This is a genomic window from Methylobacterium oryzae (genome assembly GCF_021398735.1).
Taxonomy (GTDB): Bacteria; Pseudomonadota; Alphaproteobacteria; order Rhizobiales; family Beijerinckiaceae; genus Methylobacterium.
The window spans coordinates 3665283-3680955 of record NZ_CP090349.1 but is presented as its reverse complement, the minus strand read 5'-3'; the positions used below and the strand labels follow the sequence as shown (position 1 = coordinate 3680955).

At 61.9% G+C, this 15673-nt stretch carries 15 protein-coding genes; 6 read left to right on the top strand and 9 right to left on the bottom strand.

What is annotated here, in order from left to right:
• Positions 1-42: 42 nt before the first annotated feature.
• From LXM90_RS17570 to LXM90_RS17560, 3 genes are all read right to left on the bottom strand, one after another.
• On the bottom strand, positions 43-975 hold the full coding sequence (locus tag LXM90_RS17570) for an NAD-dependent epimerase/dehydratase family protein (RefSeq protein WP_234080905.1): 933 nt from the start codon (positions 973-975) through the stop codon (positions 43-45).
• 67 nt (positions 976-1042) lie between these two features.
• A complete protein-coding gene (locus LXM90_RS17565) occupies positions 1043-2044 on the bottom strand; it encodes a GHMP kinase (protein WP_234080904.1) in 1002 nt (333 codons plus the stop codon).
• 233 nt (positions 2045-2277) lie between these two features.
• The gene (locus LXM90_RS17560; RefSeq protein ID WP_234080903.1) at positions 2278-2700 is read right to left on the bottom strand and encodes a DUF4214 domain-containing protein; all 423 of its coding nucleotides are present in this window, start codon (positions 2698-2700) and stop codon (positions 2278-2280) included.
• Positions 2701-2943: 243 nt separating this feature from the next.
• Here LXM90_RS17560 and LXM90_RS17555 point away from each other — a divergent pair, with 243 nt between their 5' ends.
• From LXM90_RS17555 to LXM90_RS17540, 4 genes are all read left to right on the top strand, one after another.
• A complete protein-coding gene (locus LXM90_RS17555; protein WP_234080902.1) occupies positions 2944-4359 on the top strand; it encodes a phosphomannomutase in 1416 nt (471 codons plus the stop codon).
• Positions 4360-4496: 137 nt separating this feature from the next.
• Positions 4497-4859: a hypothetical protein gene (locus LXM90_RS17550; RefSeq protein WP_234080901.1), complete on the top strand. Its 363-nt coding sequence runs from the start codon at positions 4497-4499 to the stop codon at positions 4857-4859.
• 18 nt (positions 4860-4877) lie between these two features.
• Complete coding sequence (locus tag LXM90_RS17545; protein WP_234080900.1) at positions 4878-5630, top strand: FkbM family methyltransferase; 753 nt, start codon at positions 4878-4880, stop codon at positions 5628-5630.
• A 10-nt stretch (positions 5631-5640) separates the two neighbouring features.
• The gene (locus tag LXM90_RS17540) at positions 5641-5970 is read left to right on the top strand and encodes a hypothetical protein (protein WP_234080899.1); all 330 of its coding nucleotides are present in this window, start codon (positions 5641-5643) and stop codon (positions 5968-5970) included.
• Positions 5971-6716: 746 nt separating this feature from the next.
• Here LXM90_RS17540 and LXM90_RS17535 read toward each other — a convergent pair.
• From LXM90_RS17535 to LXM90_RS17520, 4 genes are all read right to left on the bottom strand, one after another.
• Positions 6717-7841 carry a plasmid recombination protein gene (locus LXM90_RS17535; protein WP_234080898.1) on the bottom strand — a complete coding sequence of 375 codons (1125 nt, stop codon included), beginning with the start codon at positions 7839-7841 and terminating at the stop codon, positions 6717-6719.
• A gap of 1081 nt (positions 7842-8922) precedes the next feature.
• Positions 8923-10647: an AAA family ATPase gene (locus LXM90_RS17530; protein ID WP_234080897.1), complete on the bottom strand. Its 1725-nt coding sequence runs from the start codon at positions 10645-10647 to the stop codon at positions 8923-8925.
• 14 nt (positions 10648-10661) lie between these two features.
• A complete protein-coding gene (locus LXM90_RS17525; RefSeq protein WP_234080896.1) occupies positions 10662-11105 on the bottom strand; it encodes a hypothetical protein in 444 nt (147 codons plus the stop codon).
• Positions 11106-11215: 110 nt separating this feature from the next.
• Positions 11216-12106 (bottom strand): hypothetical protein, encoded by an 891-nt coding sequence (locus tag LXM90_RS17520; RefSeq protein ID WP_234080895.1) that lies wholly within the window; start codon positions 12104-12106, stop codon positions 11216-11218.
• A gap of 760 nt (positions 12107-12866) precedes the next feature.
• Between LXM90_RS17520 and LXM90_RS17515 the strand changes: the two genes are divergently transcribed.
• Positions 12867-14048, top strand: a complete 1182-nt coding sequence (locus tag LXM90_RS17515; protein WP_234080894.1) for a type II toxin-antitoxin system HipA family toxin — start codon at positions 12867-12869, stop codon at positions 14046-14048.
• Between the two features lie 454 nt (positions 14049-14502).
• On the opposite strand, the gene LXM90_RS17510 is transcribed toward LXM90_RS17515, so the two are convergent.
• Positions 14503-14793 carry a hypothetical protein gene (locus LXM90_RS17510; protein ID WP_234080893.1) on the bottom strand — a complete coding sequence of 97 codons (291 nt, stop codon included), beginning with the start codon at positions 14791-14793 and terminating at the stop codon, positions 14503-14505.
• A gap of 206 nt (positions 14794-14999) precedes the next feature.
• On the opposite strand from LXM90_RS17510, the gene LXM90_RS17505 reads away from it, so the two are divergent.
• Positions 15000-15275, top strand: a complete 276-nt coding sequence (locus LXM90_RS17505; RefSeq protein WP_234080892.1) for a hypothetical protein — start codon at positions 15000-15002, stop codon at positions 15273-15275.
• A 20-nt stretch (positions 15276-15295) separates the two neighbouring features.
• Here LXM90_RS17505 and LXM90_RS17500 read toward each other — a convergent pair whose 3' ends face one another.
• On the bottom strand, positions 15296-15523 hold the full coding sequence (locus tag LXM90_RS17500) for a hypothetical protein (protein WP_234080891.1): 228 nt from the start codon (positions 15521-15523) through the stop codon (positions 15296-15298).
• Between the last annotated feature and the right edge of the window lie 150 nt (positions 15524-15673).

Genomic DNA, 15673 nt, shown 5'->3' with positions numbered 1-15673 from the left:
GGGCGGACCGGCGGCGCGTTCGCTGCAGGCCGCCCATCCTGATCAAACGTTGGCGAACCGCGAGTTGCGGATCATCCGGAAGCCCTTGATCAGCTCCTTGATGCCCCGGTCGAGGTCGAAATCGGGGAACCAGCCGGTCGCCTCCAGCTTCTCGTTGGACACGATGTAGTCGCGCTTGTCCGGGTCCTCGCCGATCGGGGCCTCGACGTAGACGAAGTTCGGAACGTGCGCCTTGATGCGCTCGCAGAGCTCCAGCTTCGACAGGTTGGCGCTCGACAGGCCGAGATTGTACGCCTCGCCGCGCATCCGGTCGAAATTGTCCATCGCGTGGATGAAGCCTTTGGCGACGTCGCGGATGTGGATGTAGTTGCGCTTGAAGTGGCCCTCGAAGACCAGGAGCGCCCGGTCGGTCACGGCGCGGTGGGTGAAGTCGTTGACGAGGAGGTCGAGCCGCATGCGCGGCGCCATGCCGAACACCGTCGCGAGACGCAGGCTGACGCCGCGCCCGCTGTCCAGCACGGCCTTCTCGGCCTCCACCTTGGTGGTGCCGTAGAGAGAGATCGGCCGCAGGGGCGAGTCCTCGGTGCAGAACTTGCCGGCCTCGCCGACGCCGTAGCCCGAGTTGGTCGTCGGGTAGACGATCCTCTGCTCGCCGCCCGCGCGCTGCGCCAGCGCCAGCACGGCGTCGCGGTTGAGCGTCGTGGCGCCGATCGCGTCCTCCTTACACAGGGGCGCGCCGACCAGGGCCGCGAGGGGGATGAGCACGTCGTGCTTCGGGATCAGCTCGTCCAGGATGCGCGTGTCGCGCGCGTCACCCTTGATCGGCTCGAACGTATCGTACTGGCAGGCCGAGAACAGGTCCGGGGCGCCGGACTTGAACGTGTCGAGCACCGTCACGTGATGCCCGCGCTCCAGAAGCATCGGCACCAGGATCGTCCCGATGTAGCCCGCGCCGCCGGTGATCAGAATTCGCATCGTTGCCTCTCATCGCGATAGGTCCGCGGCTCGGCTGCGGCCGGGCTGCGGCTTGTGAGGACGCCGCTCAGCGTGTCTGGCGATAGATCAGGGTGGACCCATCGACGTCGATGCCGATCGGAACGACGGACAGCGGCGCGACCCGCTCGATCAGGGCCGGAAGCCGATCGGGATCGATCAGAGCGAGGAAGAAACCGCCCCCGCCCGCGCCGCATAGCTTCGCCCCGTAAGCCCCCGACGCGGTGATCGCTTCGAACAGATCGTCGAGCACCGCGTTCGAGACCTCACGCGACAGGGTCCGCTTGATGAGCCACGAGGCGGAGAGCATCTCGCCGAGCTGCGCGAGCCAGCCGCTCGTCCCCGCTTCGAGCAGAGAGACGCATTCCTCGACGAGGCGGTAGAGTTCGGACAATTCCTTGTCGATCGCGCGCGCGCGCGTCACGGCGATCTGCGCGGCGACCGTCGTCGTCGCGCGCCGCGCGATGCCCGTATGGACCAGCACCATCGACGCGTTGAGTTGCTGAATGGCGGCAGAACTCATCTGAACGGGCGAGATCCGTATGGCGGAGCCGCTGAAATCGAACCGGTTGATCCCGCCGAAGGCGGCGTGGAGCTGGTCCTGCACGCCGACGTTCTCGCGCAGGATCTCGCGCTCGACGTGTATCGCCTTCTTGGCGAGTTCGATCTTCGTAGGTTTCTGATTTTGAATCGCGTATATCGTTCTCAGAAATCCCACGGTGAACGCTGAGGACGAACCGAGACCGCTACCTGCCGCAGGCAAATCGGAGATGATGCTCATATCGAGCCGTCGATTGACGTCGAAATATTTGAGCACCTCTCGCACCACCGGATGCTCGATCTCGTCGATGTGCCCGCAGTGCTCGACGCGGGAGTAGCTTAATCTATAATTATAATCCTGACACCCTATCAGATCCAGCGCAGCTATGATGATGTACTTATCAATAGCGGCACCGACGACCGCTCCGGGCGCCCGCTCAAAATATTCCGGGTAATCTGTGCCGCCGCCGAACAAGCTTATTCGAAGCGGCGTCCGAGTCACGGTCAGCATGAAGGTATTCCGCCGCTCCTATCCGCCCAGGCAGATCTCAGACGCACAGCCCCCACGCGAAAGGCGACAGCGCTCGATCTATCGATCCATATCTCGACTCTATCAACACATTCTTGTGCGCGGGTGACATATTTTAGCGCTCTGTCGAATACAGCCTCGCAAGGTCTCATATTGCCGCGAATATTTTGATCATATGTATTGACCTACATACAACAAATATAGGCAGCTCTGGATTAATTCAGCGACGCACGGAATTCTTCTGAACTGATGATGGTCCCTAGAAGTTGCCTCCGGGAGATCTTTCCCGCATTCAGCTGAGCAGACCAATGCCGCAGCGCATCGTCCTCCGCGTCCCGTCCCAGAACGATACGGTACAGATCCATCACGAACGGCATGGTATGCTTCCCCGATTGCTGCTGATCGAAGGCACCGGATTGGATGTACTCGACAAGCAGCAGCGAACGGCCTCGCCCGCGCGGCGAGCTTGTGATCACGTCGCAGATCGCGCGGCTTAATTCAGGGGGCCACTCGTCGAGGTTCTGGCGCAGAAAGGAGGCCACGTTCCCGATCGCCTCGATCTCATCGACCGCCACGAGGTGCCCCAGTCGCCGCGTTTCGGCGACACGCTCCGACAAGGCAATCGTCAAACTGACCACGTTCGAGAGATCGAGACCTTGCGAATGCATCCTGACCACAGCCGAAACTTGGAGGTGAGCTCGTAGGACTCAATGCTGGAGTCATGGTTAAGAGAGGGTAAACGGTATTGCGCAGAGGCGCGTGCGGCGCCTTCGTGAAGGACCCCGTGCGCGAGCCCGGCTCCCGTCGCGGGATGTTGTGATGCACGGCGTTTCGCGGCATCAGTGATCGATCCCAACTCAATCGACACTGACGGAACCGCCGTGAGCAGCCTGAGATTCGGTACGAGTGGCTTGAGGGGTCTGGTGACGGACCTCGTCGGAGGGCCGGCCTACGCCTATGCCAGCGCGTTCTTCCGCTCCATGTCGGGCGAAGCCCCCCGGGCAGTCGTGATCGGGCGGGACCTGCGCGACAGTAGCCCGAGCATCGCCGCGACGGTGGCGGATGCCGCTGCGGCAACGGGCTTCACGGCGATCGAATGCGGCGCCCTCCCGACACCGGCCCTCGCCCTCGAGGCGATGCGGCGCGGCGCCTGGGCAGTCATGATCACGGGCAGCCACATCCCGGAGGATCGCAACGGACTCAAATTCTACCGGCCCGACGGAGAGATCACGAAGGCGGACGAGGCGGCAATCTTGGCCGCTCTGGACCGCGGCGCACACGCCGGCGTGTCGGCGGAACGGACCCCTGCCACACCCGAACCCCGCGCCCTGGCCCGCTACCAGCACCGTTATATCGACGCATTCCCGTCCGAGATGCTGGCTTGCCTGCGCATCGCGGTCTACCAGCAGAGTTCCGTCGCCCGCGATCTCCTGGCCGATCTGCTCACCGGCTTCGGCGCACAGGTCACGACGATCGGCCGGTCCGAGACTTTCGTGCCCATCGACACCGAGGCACATCGGCCCGAGGATATCGCGTTCATTCGCGACGCGATGGCCTCGGGCGATTTCGACGCGCTCGTGACCACCGATGGCGACGCCGACCGTCCTCTCATCGCCGATGAGGTGGGCCGGATCGTGCGTGGCGACGTGCTCGGCCTGATTACGGCACGCTTCCTCGGGGCCGACGCGGTCGTGGTGCCCGTGACGGCCGGTTCGGCGCTGGAGCGTTCCGGCGGCTTCAGGCAGGTCCTGCGCACGAGAGTGGGCTCGCCCTACGTCATCGCCGGCATGGAACAGGCGCGGCGCTCCGGTGCGGCCATCGTGGCGGGCTTCGAGGCGAATGGCGGCTTCCTGCTCGGCTCGGACATCGCACGCGACGGCAGGCCCCTTCCAGCCCTGCCGACGCGCGATGCCATGCTGCCGATCCTGGCGACACTGGCCGCGACGCGCGCGGCCGGCACCTCGCTGGCCGACCTCGTGACCTCCCTCGATGCGGGGGAGATGGCGAGCGACCGGCTCCCCAACACACCGTCCGAACGAAGCAGCGCCTTCCTGGGCCGCTTGCGCGAGGAGGCCTTCCGGGTGTCGTTCCTCCGACCGATCGGAGCGCCGGAATCCATCGACGAGCAGGATGGGATCCGGATCGAGCTGGACGGCGGGCGGACGATCCACTTCCGGGCTTCCGGCAACGCGCCGGAGTTGCGCTGCTACGTTGAGGCCAAGTCGGGGACCGAGGCTCAGGATCTCGTGCGATGGGGCCTCGCGGCAGCCGCCACCGCCATGGCCGAAGCGATCTAGAGAACAGGGATTGCCGTGCCATCTCAGTAACCGGTCCACCTCGGTGGCGTGATCACGGAAGGCCGCTTCCCCTTGACGCCGAGGTGTCACCAACCGCGTTCCGAACCCGTCCCCTCCCGGGCCTGTTGAGCTACCGAATGCCGAAGAATCTCGCTCACGACGTTGACACGAAGTTCATTCGTCAGATCCAGCAGCAACAGATCGAACTGTCGCTGCTGCGGGCCGAACGCGACAGCGCCGTGCGCGACCGCGATCTGGCCCAGGCGCGGTCCGAAGGCCATACGAAGCTAATCGACGCCTTGTTGAAGAGCCTTCGTCCCTACGGGTTCAGCCGTAAAGGGTTCCTGTCCGCTATTCGTAAGGCGGCCCAGACCATCCCCGACCACGGCGTTGATTCGGTTCAGCACACGGTCCTGTTCGACGGCTCAAATCGGATCCTACAGACGCGGCACGGCGCCTCGATCCGCCCGTTCCAGACCCGCCCCATCGATCCCAAGTAACAGGTTGAGCAGAGAGCCATGGATGTCGAGCTCCTGACGGTGTTCAATGCACTGGTCAATCTCAGGGATAATCTGGAAGCGCCGCCGCATATCGTAAGCTCGGAGCTCGATTTCCTGTCATTTGCGGCGAAGAGAGCACCCCTTTCCAACGCGCAGCTTCTACAGGATCTTTGGGCGCTGTACGAATTGAATGAGAAGCGGAACGGATATTTCGTCGAATTTGGTGCCTGCGATGGTATAAGCCTGAGCAACACGCTTCTTCTCGAGAAGGCCTATGGCTGGCAGGGCGCTCTCGCCGAGCCTGCCCGCGCTTGGCATGCGGCATTGTATGATAACCGAAACTGCTACATCACTGACAAGTGCGTTCACAAGACCAATGGCGTCGAAGTCTTGTTCAATGAGGTTAATATCGGCGAGCTGTCCGGGATGGATGAATTCGCAGCAGGCGACTTTCATTCCCAATTTCGTCAAGATGGGCGACAATACCCAGTCCAAACAATCTCGCTGGACCGTTTTCTCTCGGAGGCGCGGGCTCCGAAGCAGATCGACTACATGAGCATCGATGTGGAGGGCGGAGAGTTTGACGTCCTGGAGAACTTCGATTTTACAAGCTACGACATCGCGCTAATAAGCGTCGAACACAACTTTTCCGACAGCCGCGACAAGATATATGGCCTTCTGACCGGACTCGGCTATCGCCGACGATTCCGGCAACTCTCTTTGTTCGATGATTGGTACGTCCGACCTGATCTGGTCGCAGCATCGACCTAACGGAGCCGGCATGGCAGCACAGACCGCGATCGAGATCCTCGACTCGATGTTCGACCTTTTCAAGCAGATGGGCAGCGGGATCGCACTCGACTTGCACTGGCTAGAAATCGCCCAGCGCCTTCACCGTGTACGCGCTGAAGCGACTTGGTCGGGCGATTTGGATTTTGTCGCCGCCAAGCTAAAGGCTCAAGCTGCCTATTATGCCACGACCTACAGGCAGCCCAACGGGTCCGAGCATATGCGGCGACTCAACGCCGAGAGACTCGAGGAGGTTGTCAAATGCTACTCGATCCTACGCGCACATCTTGAGCAACAAATTCCGTTAGCTCAGCATGTCTAAACTTGTAATTTAAATCGAAAATTGAGATCGGTCGTAAGTCGATCAAAGCCGGCGAAGTTAGGATGAGAAAATACGTTTAGCGCGAGCCGGCATAAAAATATAAAGGCGCGCCCAAATTAACGAAGGTCTATCAATATGAAATATTTTGGCGCAGACAATTTCGGCAAATTGATCGTTAATTGTAAGTATTCCAGATTTTTGCGCCCTATCGATCAAAATTGCATGGCTATCTTTGGTGCGTGGGCAGAACGTAGTCAATATTAAATCATTAATTAAATTGACATCAGCTCGGTGGCTGGGAACGCTGCCTGGCTGGCGGACTATTCGGCGGAGCAGGCAGGCTTGCGCTTGGGCTCGCGGCAGAGCAGTTGAAAAATTAGTCCTCTCTGTCACCAAATACGGCGCCGCGAGGTTGCCGACCGACGCGGAGCAATTTTTGGTCATGGTCCGACCAGAACTATGTGCATCACCTGCGCAAATCTCAGCACGCGCGATGACGATGCAATCGAATCTTAATAGTGCAGCATCGCTCGCCGACTACAATGCATCTTCCAACGCATAGTCCATGGCTTGCCCGAGCGAGTGCTTGAGCTTCGGCCTAACGCGAAGCTGCAAGCATTGCAGTTCATCACAGCCAGGACGATCTGGCCGCAACCATCCGGGTTTTCTCCCGCCGCAACAGCCGCATATCTTGCGTGGCCAGACCCATTATCGAAGCGCATTCCACATAGATTTTGAAATCAAACTCAGAATTGGCTCGGGGAAGGATGCCTAGCGTGGTAGCCATTTCTGGCCTCTCCTGATCGAGCCGCCTCAGCTTGGATGTATCCAAGGACTGTCATTAGTCCAGCGGGCAGGCCCGGAGTGATTGCCTCCCACAACGCGGATCTTTCGGCGGCATCAAGATTCATGTCGGGAAAGAGGCGAAGCTCACCGCTCTCTGCACAATGCTCAACGGCGACGATCCTACCATCGGTCAGCGCATCGATCCCGATCGCGATAGCGTTGAGGGCGTCATCAACCTTAGCTCGGGCCTCCGCGACGATCCCTTCTCTTTCGGCTGCCATCTCAGCAACGAACCGAGTGATCTTCTCCTCCGCGATTTCCAGCCGTCGCTCGCGGGCATCCAGAACTGCCCGCTCTTCGGCGAGATTTCGCGCCGCTATGGCCTTGGCCTCGTCGCGAGCCGCATCTACCAGCCGGCCGTAACGCTCTGGATCGAGGTGCTCGGCGGGCTGATCGACCTTGCGCGTGCCGCGATGAAGCGTGCGATCCAGAGTCTTGGCGGCGTGAGCTGCCCATGAAGTCTGAAGCGCGCCGAACGCGGTTGGGTCCTTTGGATGTAGAGCACGGTGCGCTTCGAGTGCGGCCGTCACCGACACGATGGTGACATCATCTTTGAACCGATTTAGCTTTGCAGCGCGGGTCGGCGCGGCCACGATGTCCACGACCCCGCCGCCCTTCTCATCGAGATCCTGCCGCCAGGCCACGATGCAGGGCCTCCCTCCGCCAAGTGCTCGCTGGACCCAGTCCACAGCTTGTTGAGCCAACTGAACGTTCCGCGTATTTTGGGGATCGTGCAATTCGCCGACCTCAGTGATCCAGCCGGGGCTGACGCTCACGAGGACGTGGAGGCCGATCGGCGCGCGTCCGTATAGTCGGGCACCGTTTGCTTTGAGGAAGCCTTCGAGCGCCTTCGAGAGATCCAGCGGGTTCTCCGCATAGTCCGATCCCGAGCGGTTGAGCGGCGTTCGAGCCGGGTCCACACGCGCCTTGCTGCTGGGATCAAGCCGCAGACCGTGCGACGCGATGCGGGCTAGCTCACTGCGGTCTCGGATACGTTCGACACGGACACATGTGAAATGTGTCATGGTTCGCGCCCCCTGGCCTGTTCGTTTCTCTAGCTTGGCCAGGTGCGACGAAAATCGCGATGGTCCCTGATGAGTCGTAACCTCAAGGGTCAGCGTCGGACCTCGTTTATGAGCACCTCATGCTTGGAGGGATCGCTCCTGGGCAACATCTCCCGTCCGATGCGAAGCGGAAAAATTTTATCCCAATCCCGAGCGGGTTCGGGGATAGGTTCAGGACCCACTAGGGGACCTAGTGAGCGCCATGGCCGAGGTCACGCCGATCTAAATTTTTCGCTTCCGATTTTCATCGCCGTCAGCGCCTATCCTCCCGGCATACCGCGAGGTCCCAACCATGGCTGCCGGAACCTTCAATTTGAAGCGCTACTTCGTTGCGAAGGCAGCGGCGTTGCAGGAGGCTTCCCGGATTCTGAGGCCACGCGGAGAGGGCGCTCGAGCTTCGATCACCATCCTTGGCGACACCATTGGATATGCCGCTGATCTCGACGCACGGGTTCATGAGGCTCGGACCGTGACCATGAGTGGCGTCGTCAAGCGATTGCCGGCCCACATGAAGGTCGCAACTGTCGATATCGGCCCGGCGCTCGACGCCAGCACGGGAGGCGAACTGTCGCCATCCACGATTCGCGCCTCGATCCTGGCACAGCACGGGGAAGCCGCCCGTGCGGCGATCCTCCACCGTGATGGGCCAGAACCTATCGTCGTAGTCATGCTCGAACCTGAGGATCAACAGTTCCGTGCGCGCCGAGCATTCGATCCCTTGTGGCGTGAGACTTCTGTAAAGGTCGGTGTTTCCGGCAGCGCAGTTTGGCAGGCTGGCGACGTCAGGGACAAAGTGTCTCAAGGGAAGACCCGAGAGAGCTCAAACGAATCTGAAGAAGAAATATCGATATCAGTTGCAATCATTAATGTTGACGAAAATTCATCAGAAATATCTAAAAGCTACAAATTCGATGATTGTGTAAGCTATTCTCAACCTATTCAGCACGACAGAATGCACGATCATTGCAGAGTCACGGCTCATACGGGTGCAAGAATAGAACCGGACAGCGATATACCCTATCCAGCAATCAATCATGTCAGTCTATTGTCGCACAGCGAGAGTTTCACGCGCATTGACAACAGCCTCGACCAAGCGAATCAGTCGCCTGACCGAGCCGCCTCGCCAGGACCGTCGAAGCAACGCGATCTCCTCGCCGTCGAGCGGCGCAATGAAGGCGGGAGCGAGCTCGTGGTCGGCCGCGATTCCTGCCAGGACCGGTTCGAGCAGAGCATCGAGATCTGCGTGGCTCGGGGCGGGCATTTCCAACACGCGCAGGCGATCAAGCAGAGGGGCGGGCAAGTTGCCGATCTCATTGCCAGTGGCCAGCCACGAGACACGGCTGATATCAGTCTCCGTCTGGAAACAAGGGTCTTGGTAGGTTCGGGCGGTCTCCGGTTCGAGCATCGAAAGCAGGGCATCCCAGAGCCTACCGTGATCCGAACGAGTCGCGGATTTCTCCAATTCATCGATCTGCATCAGGGGGTTAGCACTACCGGTCCGAGCTACCGCCATGATCGGATGCGCCGGTTCCGATGTCGCCCAACGGCGGTCGAGGCCACCCAGCGATGCGCCGGCGTCGCGCGTCGCATCGACTCGCCACAACCCCAGCCCGAGATGGAAGGCAATCCTGGCGATGAGGCGAGTCTTGCCGGCTCCCGGCGGGCCGATCAGCAGGGTCGGCCGGAACGTGGTGTACTCACGTCCGATCAGGTCGGCCAGAAGCCTGTCGATCGTAACCTGAGCGTAAGGAAATTCGAAGACGAGCCGCGTGCGCGCGGCTGCGAGATCAGGCACGGCGACAAGCGGGAGCGGCTTGCCGATGATGTGCTCATAACCGCGGGCAATGGATTTGCCGCGGTCACTCCCGGTCTCCTGGATCGCCGGAACGACGAGGACGTGGCCTTTGGGCACTTCCGCGGGTGGGGCAACGGCATCCGGCAGCTGTGGCGTGGTGTCGATGGTCGCCGCCTTCTCGCGCCGGCGCGCCTCGCTTTTTTTGACGAGCTGAGCCTCGATCTTCTTCCATCTGCGCCGCTCCCGCGTCGCCGCGCTGTCTGCGACGGGTCGTGTCAAGACCTCCCCAACGGGCACGAGCGCGTGGACGAGTGCCACGTCGCTGGCGAAGGCATCATCGGCGCCACAGGCCAAGGTGGCAGCAGCGGCGATGGCGCTGCTCGTCTTCTCGGAGAACGTCAGAAGCGCGTCCGTGAGCGCGTCGTGCCAAGCTGCCTGCAGCGCGACAGCGAGATCGGTCGCGCCGGCAACGTCCGAATCGTCACCCTGCCCAGCGACGCGTCCGATAGTGAGGCGCGTCTGCGCCTCGGCCAGCGCTGCAACCCCTTGCCGGAGGTCGAGAACCGCTTCGCGTTCCAGCCACAGGGGCTGGGCCAAGCGCGCTGCAGCTCTGCGATCATCGCCGGCGCAGGACAACAGCATCGCGACATCGGCCAACGCCCGCGCCACAGGCTGATCGTGCTCCACTGCCCACACGTCGAGGAACCGGATCAGAGCGGATCGTCGGGCTATCCATCGACGGTCACGCCACAAACCGCCTTCCGAAGAGGCCGCCCCGATCCAGGCGGAGACCAGCGCCTCGGCATCCGGGGCGAGGGTGGTGATCTCGAGGGCGAGTTCGGAGCAAGCAGAAGCCACGCGCAGATCCTGAGCGAGGCAGGCGCGCAGGCGGCGCGGAAGCATCGGCTCGAGCAGGCGACGTGCCGCCTCGGGGTCGATCTGCAGGGCAGGGGGTGTCGAAGAGATCGCCATCGGCTTCCTCCCTTTCAGCGGGCGACGCAGACGCGGTCGGCACCGCGGCGCGGAGCGGAGCACCAAGCGTGGGCGAGGCAGAGCACCTCGAGATCAGCCCGGCGTCGAGCGCGCCGCCCGAGCACGTGCACGAGCAGGTCAATGCAAGAGCCGTCACCCCGCGCTGCGCACAGGCAGATCGCCGACATCGCCGGATCGAGGCGCCCAGGAAAGGCGATGGCCTCGGCGAGGACGTTGAGTGCGATATGGATCGCAGCCGCCGAATCGCCTCGGCAAGCAGCGGACCAGTCGGGGGACGGCAGGGGCTGCGTGGCATTCAGGGCAGCGGACAGTCGGCACTGCGCCGCCATATCGAGCGCCTCAGGGGCGAGGACGCGCCACCAGGACAGCGGCAGCGAGAGTTTGGCCGCGTCAGTTGTGCCGGAGAGATGGGCATCGGGGTCACGAGCGAGTGTCATTGAGACAGACCTGGAGAGCGCGACGGCGCGCAGGCGCACGGTGCGGGATTGATGGAGAGCGAGATGGACGCATCAGGTCGCGGCCGCGACCCGATGCCAGCGTGGTGCGGTCAGGGCGCGAGCGGCCCGGGCGAGCGCGGTCGTTTGACGTTCTCAGGAACGGCGAGGCTCGCCAACGCCATCGTCAGAAGGTCGGGCACAGCCGCGCGCAATCGGGCTTGAAGCGCCGCCGTCACAGTCTCGAGTGCTGCCAAGACTGGAGTCGCGAACAGCTGATCTATGGCCGGTCCGCTCACCGTAAGTTCATCGCCGTACCCGGCCCGTCCATAGACGTCGATCAGCACCGCGCGGATTTGCGCGACCTCGTAGCCGAGTGAAGCCAGAAACGAGCGGCCCTGGACCTGCGCGCACCGCAGCACCCATTCGACTTGGTGTATTTTCCTAGCCTCATTTTTTCCGGAGCCTCTTTTGACCTCCGCGATGATGGCTCGGCTCTCTTTCCGGTCGACGACGATCAGGTCGAGAAATACCGACTGCGCGACGGCGCCCGCGAGTTCGATCGAGGTCTGGTTGAGCTGGGCGACGCTGCTGGCGCGCACGAGTTCCTGGGTCGGAACGGTGATCGGCATCGCGACGTTGCGGAGCACCAAGTAGCGCCCGCTTCGCTCCAGGACGTCCGTGATGGCCGCCTCGATGAGCGACCCATGCCTCTTGACCATGGAGGCCAGCACGGATCCGAGTTGCGACAAGCCTGGTCCGAGCAGGGGATCGGGCACGAAGGTCGCCCGGAACGCGCCGTCGAGCGCGGCCTGGGCTGCAGCCATCAGTTCGGGTGCGCAGATCTGCGGGATCGCGGGCTGGACGTGGCCGCAGCCGAGGGCCGCAGCGCTCCCGAGCGGGACGGTGATCCGGCTGCTGGTCGCGGATCCAGGCTGCCCACGTGCAGATAACCGCTGTCGGCCGCCGCGCTGGGCGGCGGGGTGGGGGACGACGATGGTCATGGATGGTTTCCGTCCAGGCGACGCCGACCCGCGCGCGCCTCACCGAATGGCTGAGCGACGAACGGGCTCGTTTTTCGCAGCCTCAGGCCTGCGGTGACGAGGGCGTCAGGATTGCGGGATAGCGAGGGGACGCTGAGGCACGGCGTATCGCGTGCCAGCGCACCTTCAGGCGATCAGGCTCGTGGCCGGGACAGGAAGTGGGACTGCCCGGATTTCATGCATCGGGACAGTTTCGTCGGCGCGATAAGGCCGGTAGTTAAGGTCGCAGCCATGGTCTCGGTATCCCCTACGATACGGATCGTGGTCAGGCCGGCACTCGGTGCTGCTAACACCGGTGCTGGCCGCCCCCTGCTAAAGAGCGGCGCGGCGTGTGCGGGTGGTCTGCCAGGAACGAACTTGGCGTGGATCGGCACCTTTGAGAAGGCCGCAGATGCGGCAATATGATCTTGAGGAAGTCCTTCCTGTCGCGATCGTTAACGGAAGCCTGGCGCCCTTTTTGTTGTTGCGGGTGAGTGCATCACATCCCATGATCGCCTGACGGCCGGGCGGCCGGTTGTCGCCAGCAGATTCGTGCTAAGTGCGCTGATCTCACAGATCCGCACAGATCAACGTGGCGACATTTGCCTGTGCGTGCACATTAGAGACACAGGGGATGCCGTGCTGGATCGCCGCGGGATTTTTGTGAGTTGGTATGTGGCGAACCTCTAAGTACAACCGCATCGAGGAAATGCACGTGTTCCGGTCAGGGCCGAGCGGCTATATGCCCATCGGCCTCTTGGTCTTTGAAGGTGGCTCTTCACGGCGGCTCGGTCGTTTTGCCTATAGCTCTGACTATCTAATTTCGGAAGGACGCAAGCCGATTGACCCCATCGGCCTGCCACTCGGAAACAAGTGGCGGCCTGTGACTGTGGGAGAGGTCCATCTGGCCTTTCACGATGCAGGCCCCGACGGCTGGGGTAAAGGAATCTTGACACAGGTATTCCCAGAACTGGAACTCGGCATGCCGGAATTTCTGGCTCTGGGCGGCCTGTCGCGCACTGGCGATCTGGCCTTCGGCTCAACGCCAGAGGCTCCCGAGAGGTGGACACCCAGGATGGAAGCAGCGCTTGAGCGCGCTCAAAGTGAGGACGATCTCGAAGATGCGCTCATGGCAGCAGAGAAATACGAGGAAGGCGAAGTGTCGGCGCGCCAACTCGCGCAGCTACTCATCCACAGTTCGGATATTGGGGGCGCTCGACCAAAGGCGCGTGTTCGGATTTCAGAAAAAGAATGGATAGCCAAATTTTCCGCGTGGGACGACAGGTTCGACAATCCCAGGGCTGAAGCGGTTTGCCTCGATTTCGCTGAGGCAGCAGGCCTTCGAGTCCCGGAGCGTGAGCTTCGTGTCGTAAACGACAGGCCGGTTCTCTTGGTATCACGTTTTGACCGATCCTCGGCTGGAGCGTATTTGTCCTACCTCAGCGCCGGCACTTTGCTGGGCGAGCCAGCTTATGGTTATGCGACAAGCAAGACCTATTTGGACATCGCGGCAGCCGCGCGCCGCATCGGTGTGCACGAGCCGGAACGCGAGATGTTTCGCAGGCTCCTGGTCAATGCCTATCTCCGGAACACCGACGATCATTTGCGCAACCACGCCTTCATCAACGATGGAACCGGCTGGAAGCTTTCACCGGTGTTCGATGTTGTCCCGCATCCGTCGGGCACCAAGCATGTCTGCGCCCCGGCTCCCGGTATTAGCCGTGAATGCAACCCAAGCACCGCATTCGCGGCCTATACAAAATTTGGCCTCTCCGCTGCCGAAGCCAGCTCCATTCTCGATGAGGTTCATGAAGCCACCTCACGCATCCCAGCATTTCTCGACGCCCGAGGCGTGTCGAGACGGGATCGGGAAATATTCCTGGCATGCCTCGGCTCGCTACCCAAGACCAGCGCGCCACAATGAGATTCCACGCCATCAAATGGCGCCACGCCCGTGACAAGACAAAACAAGGAAGCAAAAATTCTCATACTTTGAGAGATACAGTCGAAATACAAATTAGACGCGCCGCGAAGGATCTGGAACTGGCTTAAGCACCTATAAAAATCATGTCGTCAAGAAACATAAGAACTTCGAACACGCCTTGATTGGTCCACAAAGCCATAAGCCGGCCTTTCGACCCGAGCCGATATAGTTATGGGAATATTTTTGCAGCAGCCAAGCATTTTGTCTAAGATAGTTCGTGCAAAAGATGGGCGAGATGGAGATTATGAGGTCGCATATTCGGAATATATAATATAGAATCATTTAGGTCGAAACTAATTCTGTGTGGCCCGCAATTTTACCTGAGCCTCGAATGATAGAGCATGCGCAAGGCGTCGAACACGCTGGTTGTGCCGGTGTTCGTGATCTCTTCAAATCAAGCGGCTCGCGTCCCGGCGACGTCCCGTCCGTGAGCCTGATCCATGATCTCCCCGATCCGCTCGCCGACGGCGACGGCGATCTCCACCGAGGCCGCCCCTTCCGAACCCTGCCGGCAGATCCGGGTCAGGACGTCGGTCACGCGCTGCTCCATGACGCCGAGGATCGCGGCGGCCGCCTGGGGCTGGGCACCGCGCAGGACCGCCGCGAGGTCGCAATAGGCGTCGTGAAGAAGCCGCAGCGTGAGCCGATCGACAGCCTGTTCATCCTCCGCCGACAAGGCCCGCATCACGCCCCTCTCAACGTCCCGCACCCGACGCCACCGACAGCCTTGCCCCGATGCGTTAATAAGGCGTGAAGAACGCCGTCGGTCGGCAGGAATTGGCTAACCACCCCGCCAAACGGCGAGGACGACCCCCTGACGCGACCGGGATGGAACTTGGCGGGCGGTCGGCGTGTCAACTCCGCAGGATCCCTCAGCGCGAGAGCTTTTTAATGCGCCCCCTCATCGCCACGCTCACCGCCGCGAGCCTCGGTCTGGCCGCGGCCGCCGTGACACCCGCCCTGGCCCAGGTGCAGCAGAACAATCCGAACGCCGCCAACCAATCCATGGAGACCAGCGGTCAGGCCCGCGCTCTGCGACAGGAGCAGACGACCCAGAGCAATACGCTCCGGATGGACATCCAGAGGAACCAAGCCGCGACGCCCGCTCCGAACACCGGGCCGAACGCCATCGGCCCGACCGGGGGCACCGGCGTCATCGGCCGCTGAGAGGGGCGAGCGGCGCCGGCCTACACGTCCGGCAGGGGCCGTCCCTTCACGACCACCCGCGGCCACCGCTCCAGGCCGATCGGCATCAGCACGGCGATCTGCGGCGGCACCGCGATGCCGCCGAGCAGGCTCTCGAGGGAGATCCGGCAGGCCTCCTCGAGCTCGCCGCGCGTGCGCGCACCGGAGGTCTTGATGTCGGCGATCAGGAGCGCCGCGATCTCGTGGGCAAAGGCGTCGCCGTCCAACATGCCGGACTCCCGCTCCGTGTCAGCTCAACATAGTCGCCTGAGCATCGTCCCGGCATCAGCACAGAATTGCGTATCCACATACCGATTGCGGATACTTTGTCGCGTTCACGGGTCGGTCGCCGCGCACCGCCGCGCTTTAGAACCGTAGCC

Coding starts and splice junctions, on each gene's coding strand:
- LXM90_RS17550 (WP_234080901.1), top strand. CDS start 4,497: ATGCCGAAGAATCTCGCTCACGACGTTGACACGAAGTTCATTCGTCAG.
- LXM90_RS17520 (WP_234080895.1), bottom strand. CDS start 12,106: ATGACCATCGTCGTCCCCCACCCCGCCGCCCAGCGCGGCGGCCGACAG.
- LXM90_RS17510 (WP_234080893.1), bottom strand. CDS start 14,793: ATGCGGGCCTTGTCGGCGGAGGATGAACAGGCTGTCGATCGGCTCACG.
- LXM90_RS17545 (WP_234080900.1), top strand. CDS start 4,878: ATGGATGTCGAGCTCCTGACGGTGTTCAATGCACTGGTCAATCTCAGG.
- LXM90_RS17515 (WP_234080894.1), top strand. CDS start 12,867: ATGCCCATCGGCCTCTTGGTCTTTGAAGGTGGCTCTTCACGGCGGCTC.
- LXM90_RS17535 (WP_234080898.1), bottom strand. CDS start 7,841: ATGACACATTTCACATGTGTCCGTGTCGAACGTATCCGAGACCGCAGT.
- LXM90_RS17530 (WP_234080897.1), bottom strand. CDS start 10,647: ATGGCGATCTCTTCGACACCCCCTGCCCTGCAGATCGACCCCGAGGCG.
- LXM90_RS17505 (WP_234080892.1), top strand. CDS start 15,000: ATGCGCCCCCTCATCGCCACGCTCACCGCCGCGAGCCTCGGTCTGGCC.
- LXM90_RS17525 (WP_234080896.1), bottom strand. CDS start 11,105: ATGACACTCGCTCGTGACCCCGATGCCCATCTCTCCGGCACAACTGAC.
- LXM90_RS17570 (WP_234080905.1), bottom strand. CDS start 975: ATGCGAATTCTGATCACCGGCGGCGCGGGCTACATCGGGACGATCCTG.
- LXM90_RS17540 (WP_234080899.1), top strand. CDS start 5,641: ATGGCAGCACAGACCGCGATCGAGATCCTCGACTCGATGTTCGACCTT.
- LXM90_RS17565 (WP_234080904.1), bottom strand. CDS start 2,044: ATGCTGACCGTGACTCGGACGCCGCTTCGAATAAGCTTGTTCGGCGGC.
- LXM90_RS17500 (WP_234080891.1), bottom strand. CDS start 15,523: ATGTTGGACGGCGACGCCTTTGCCCACGAGATCGCGGCGCTCCTGATC.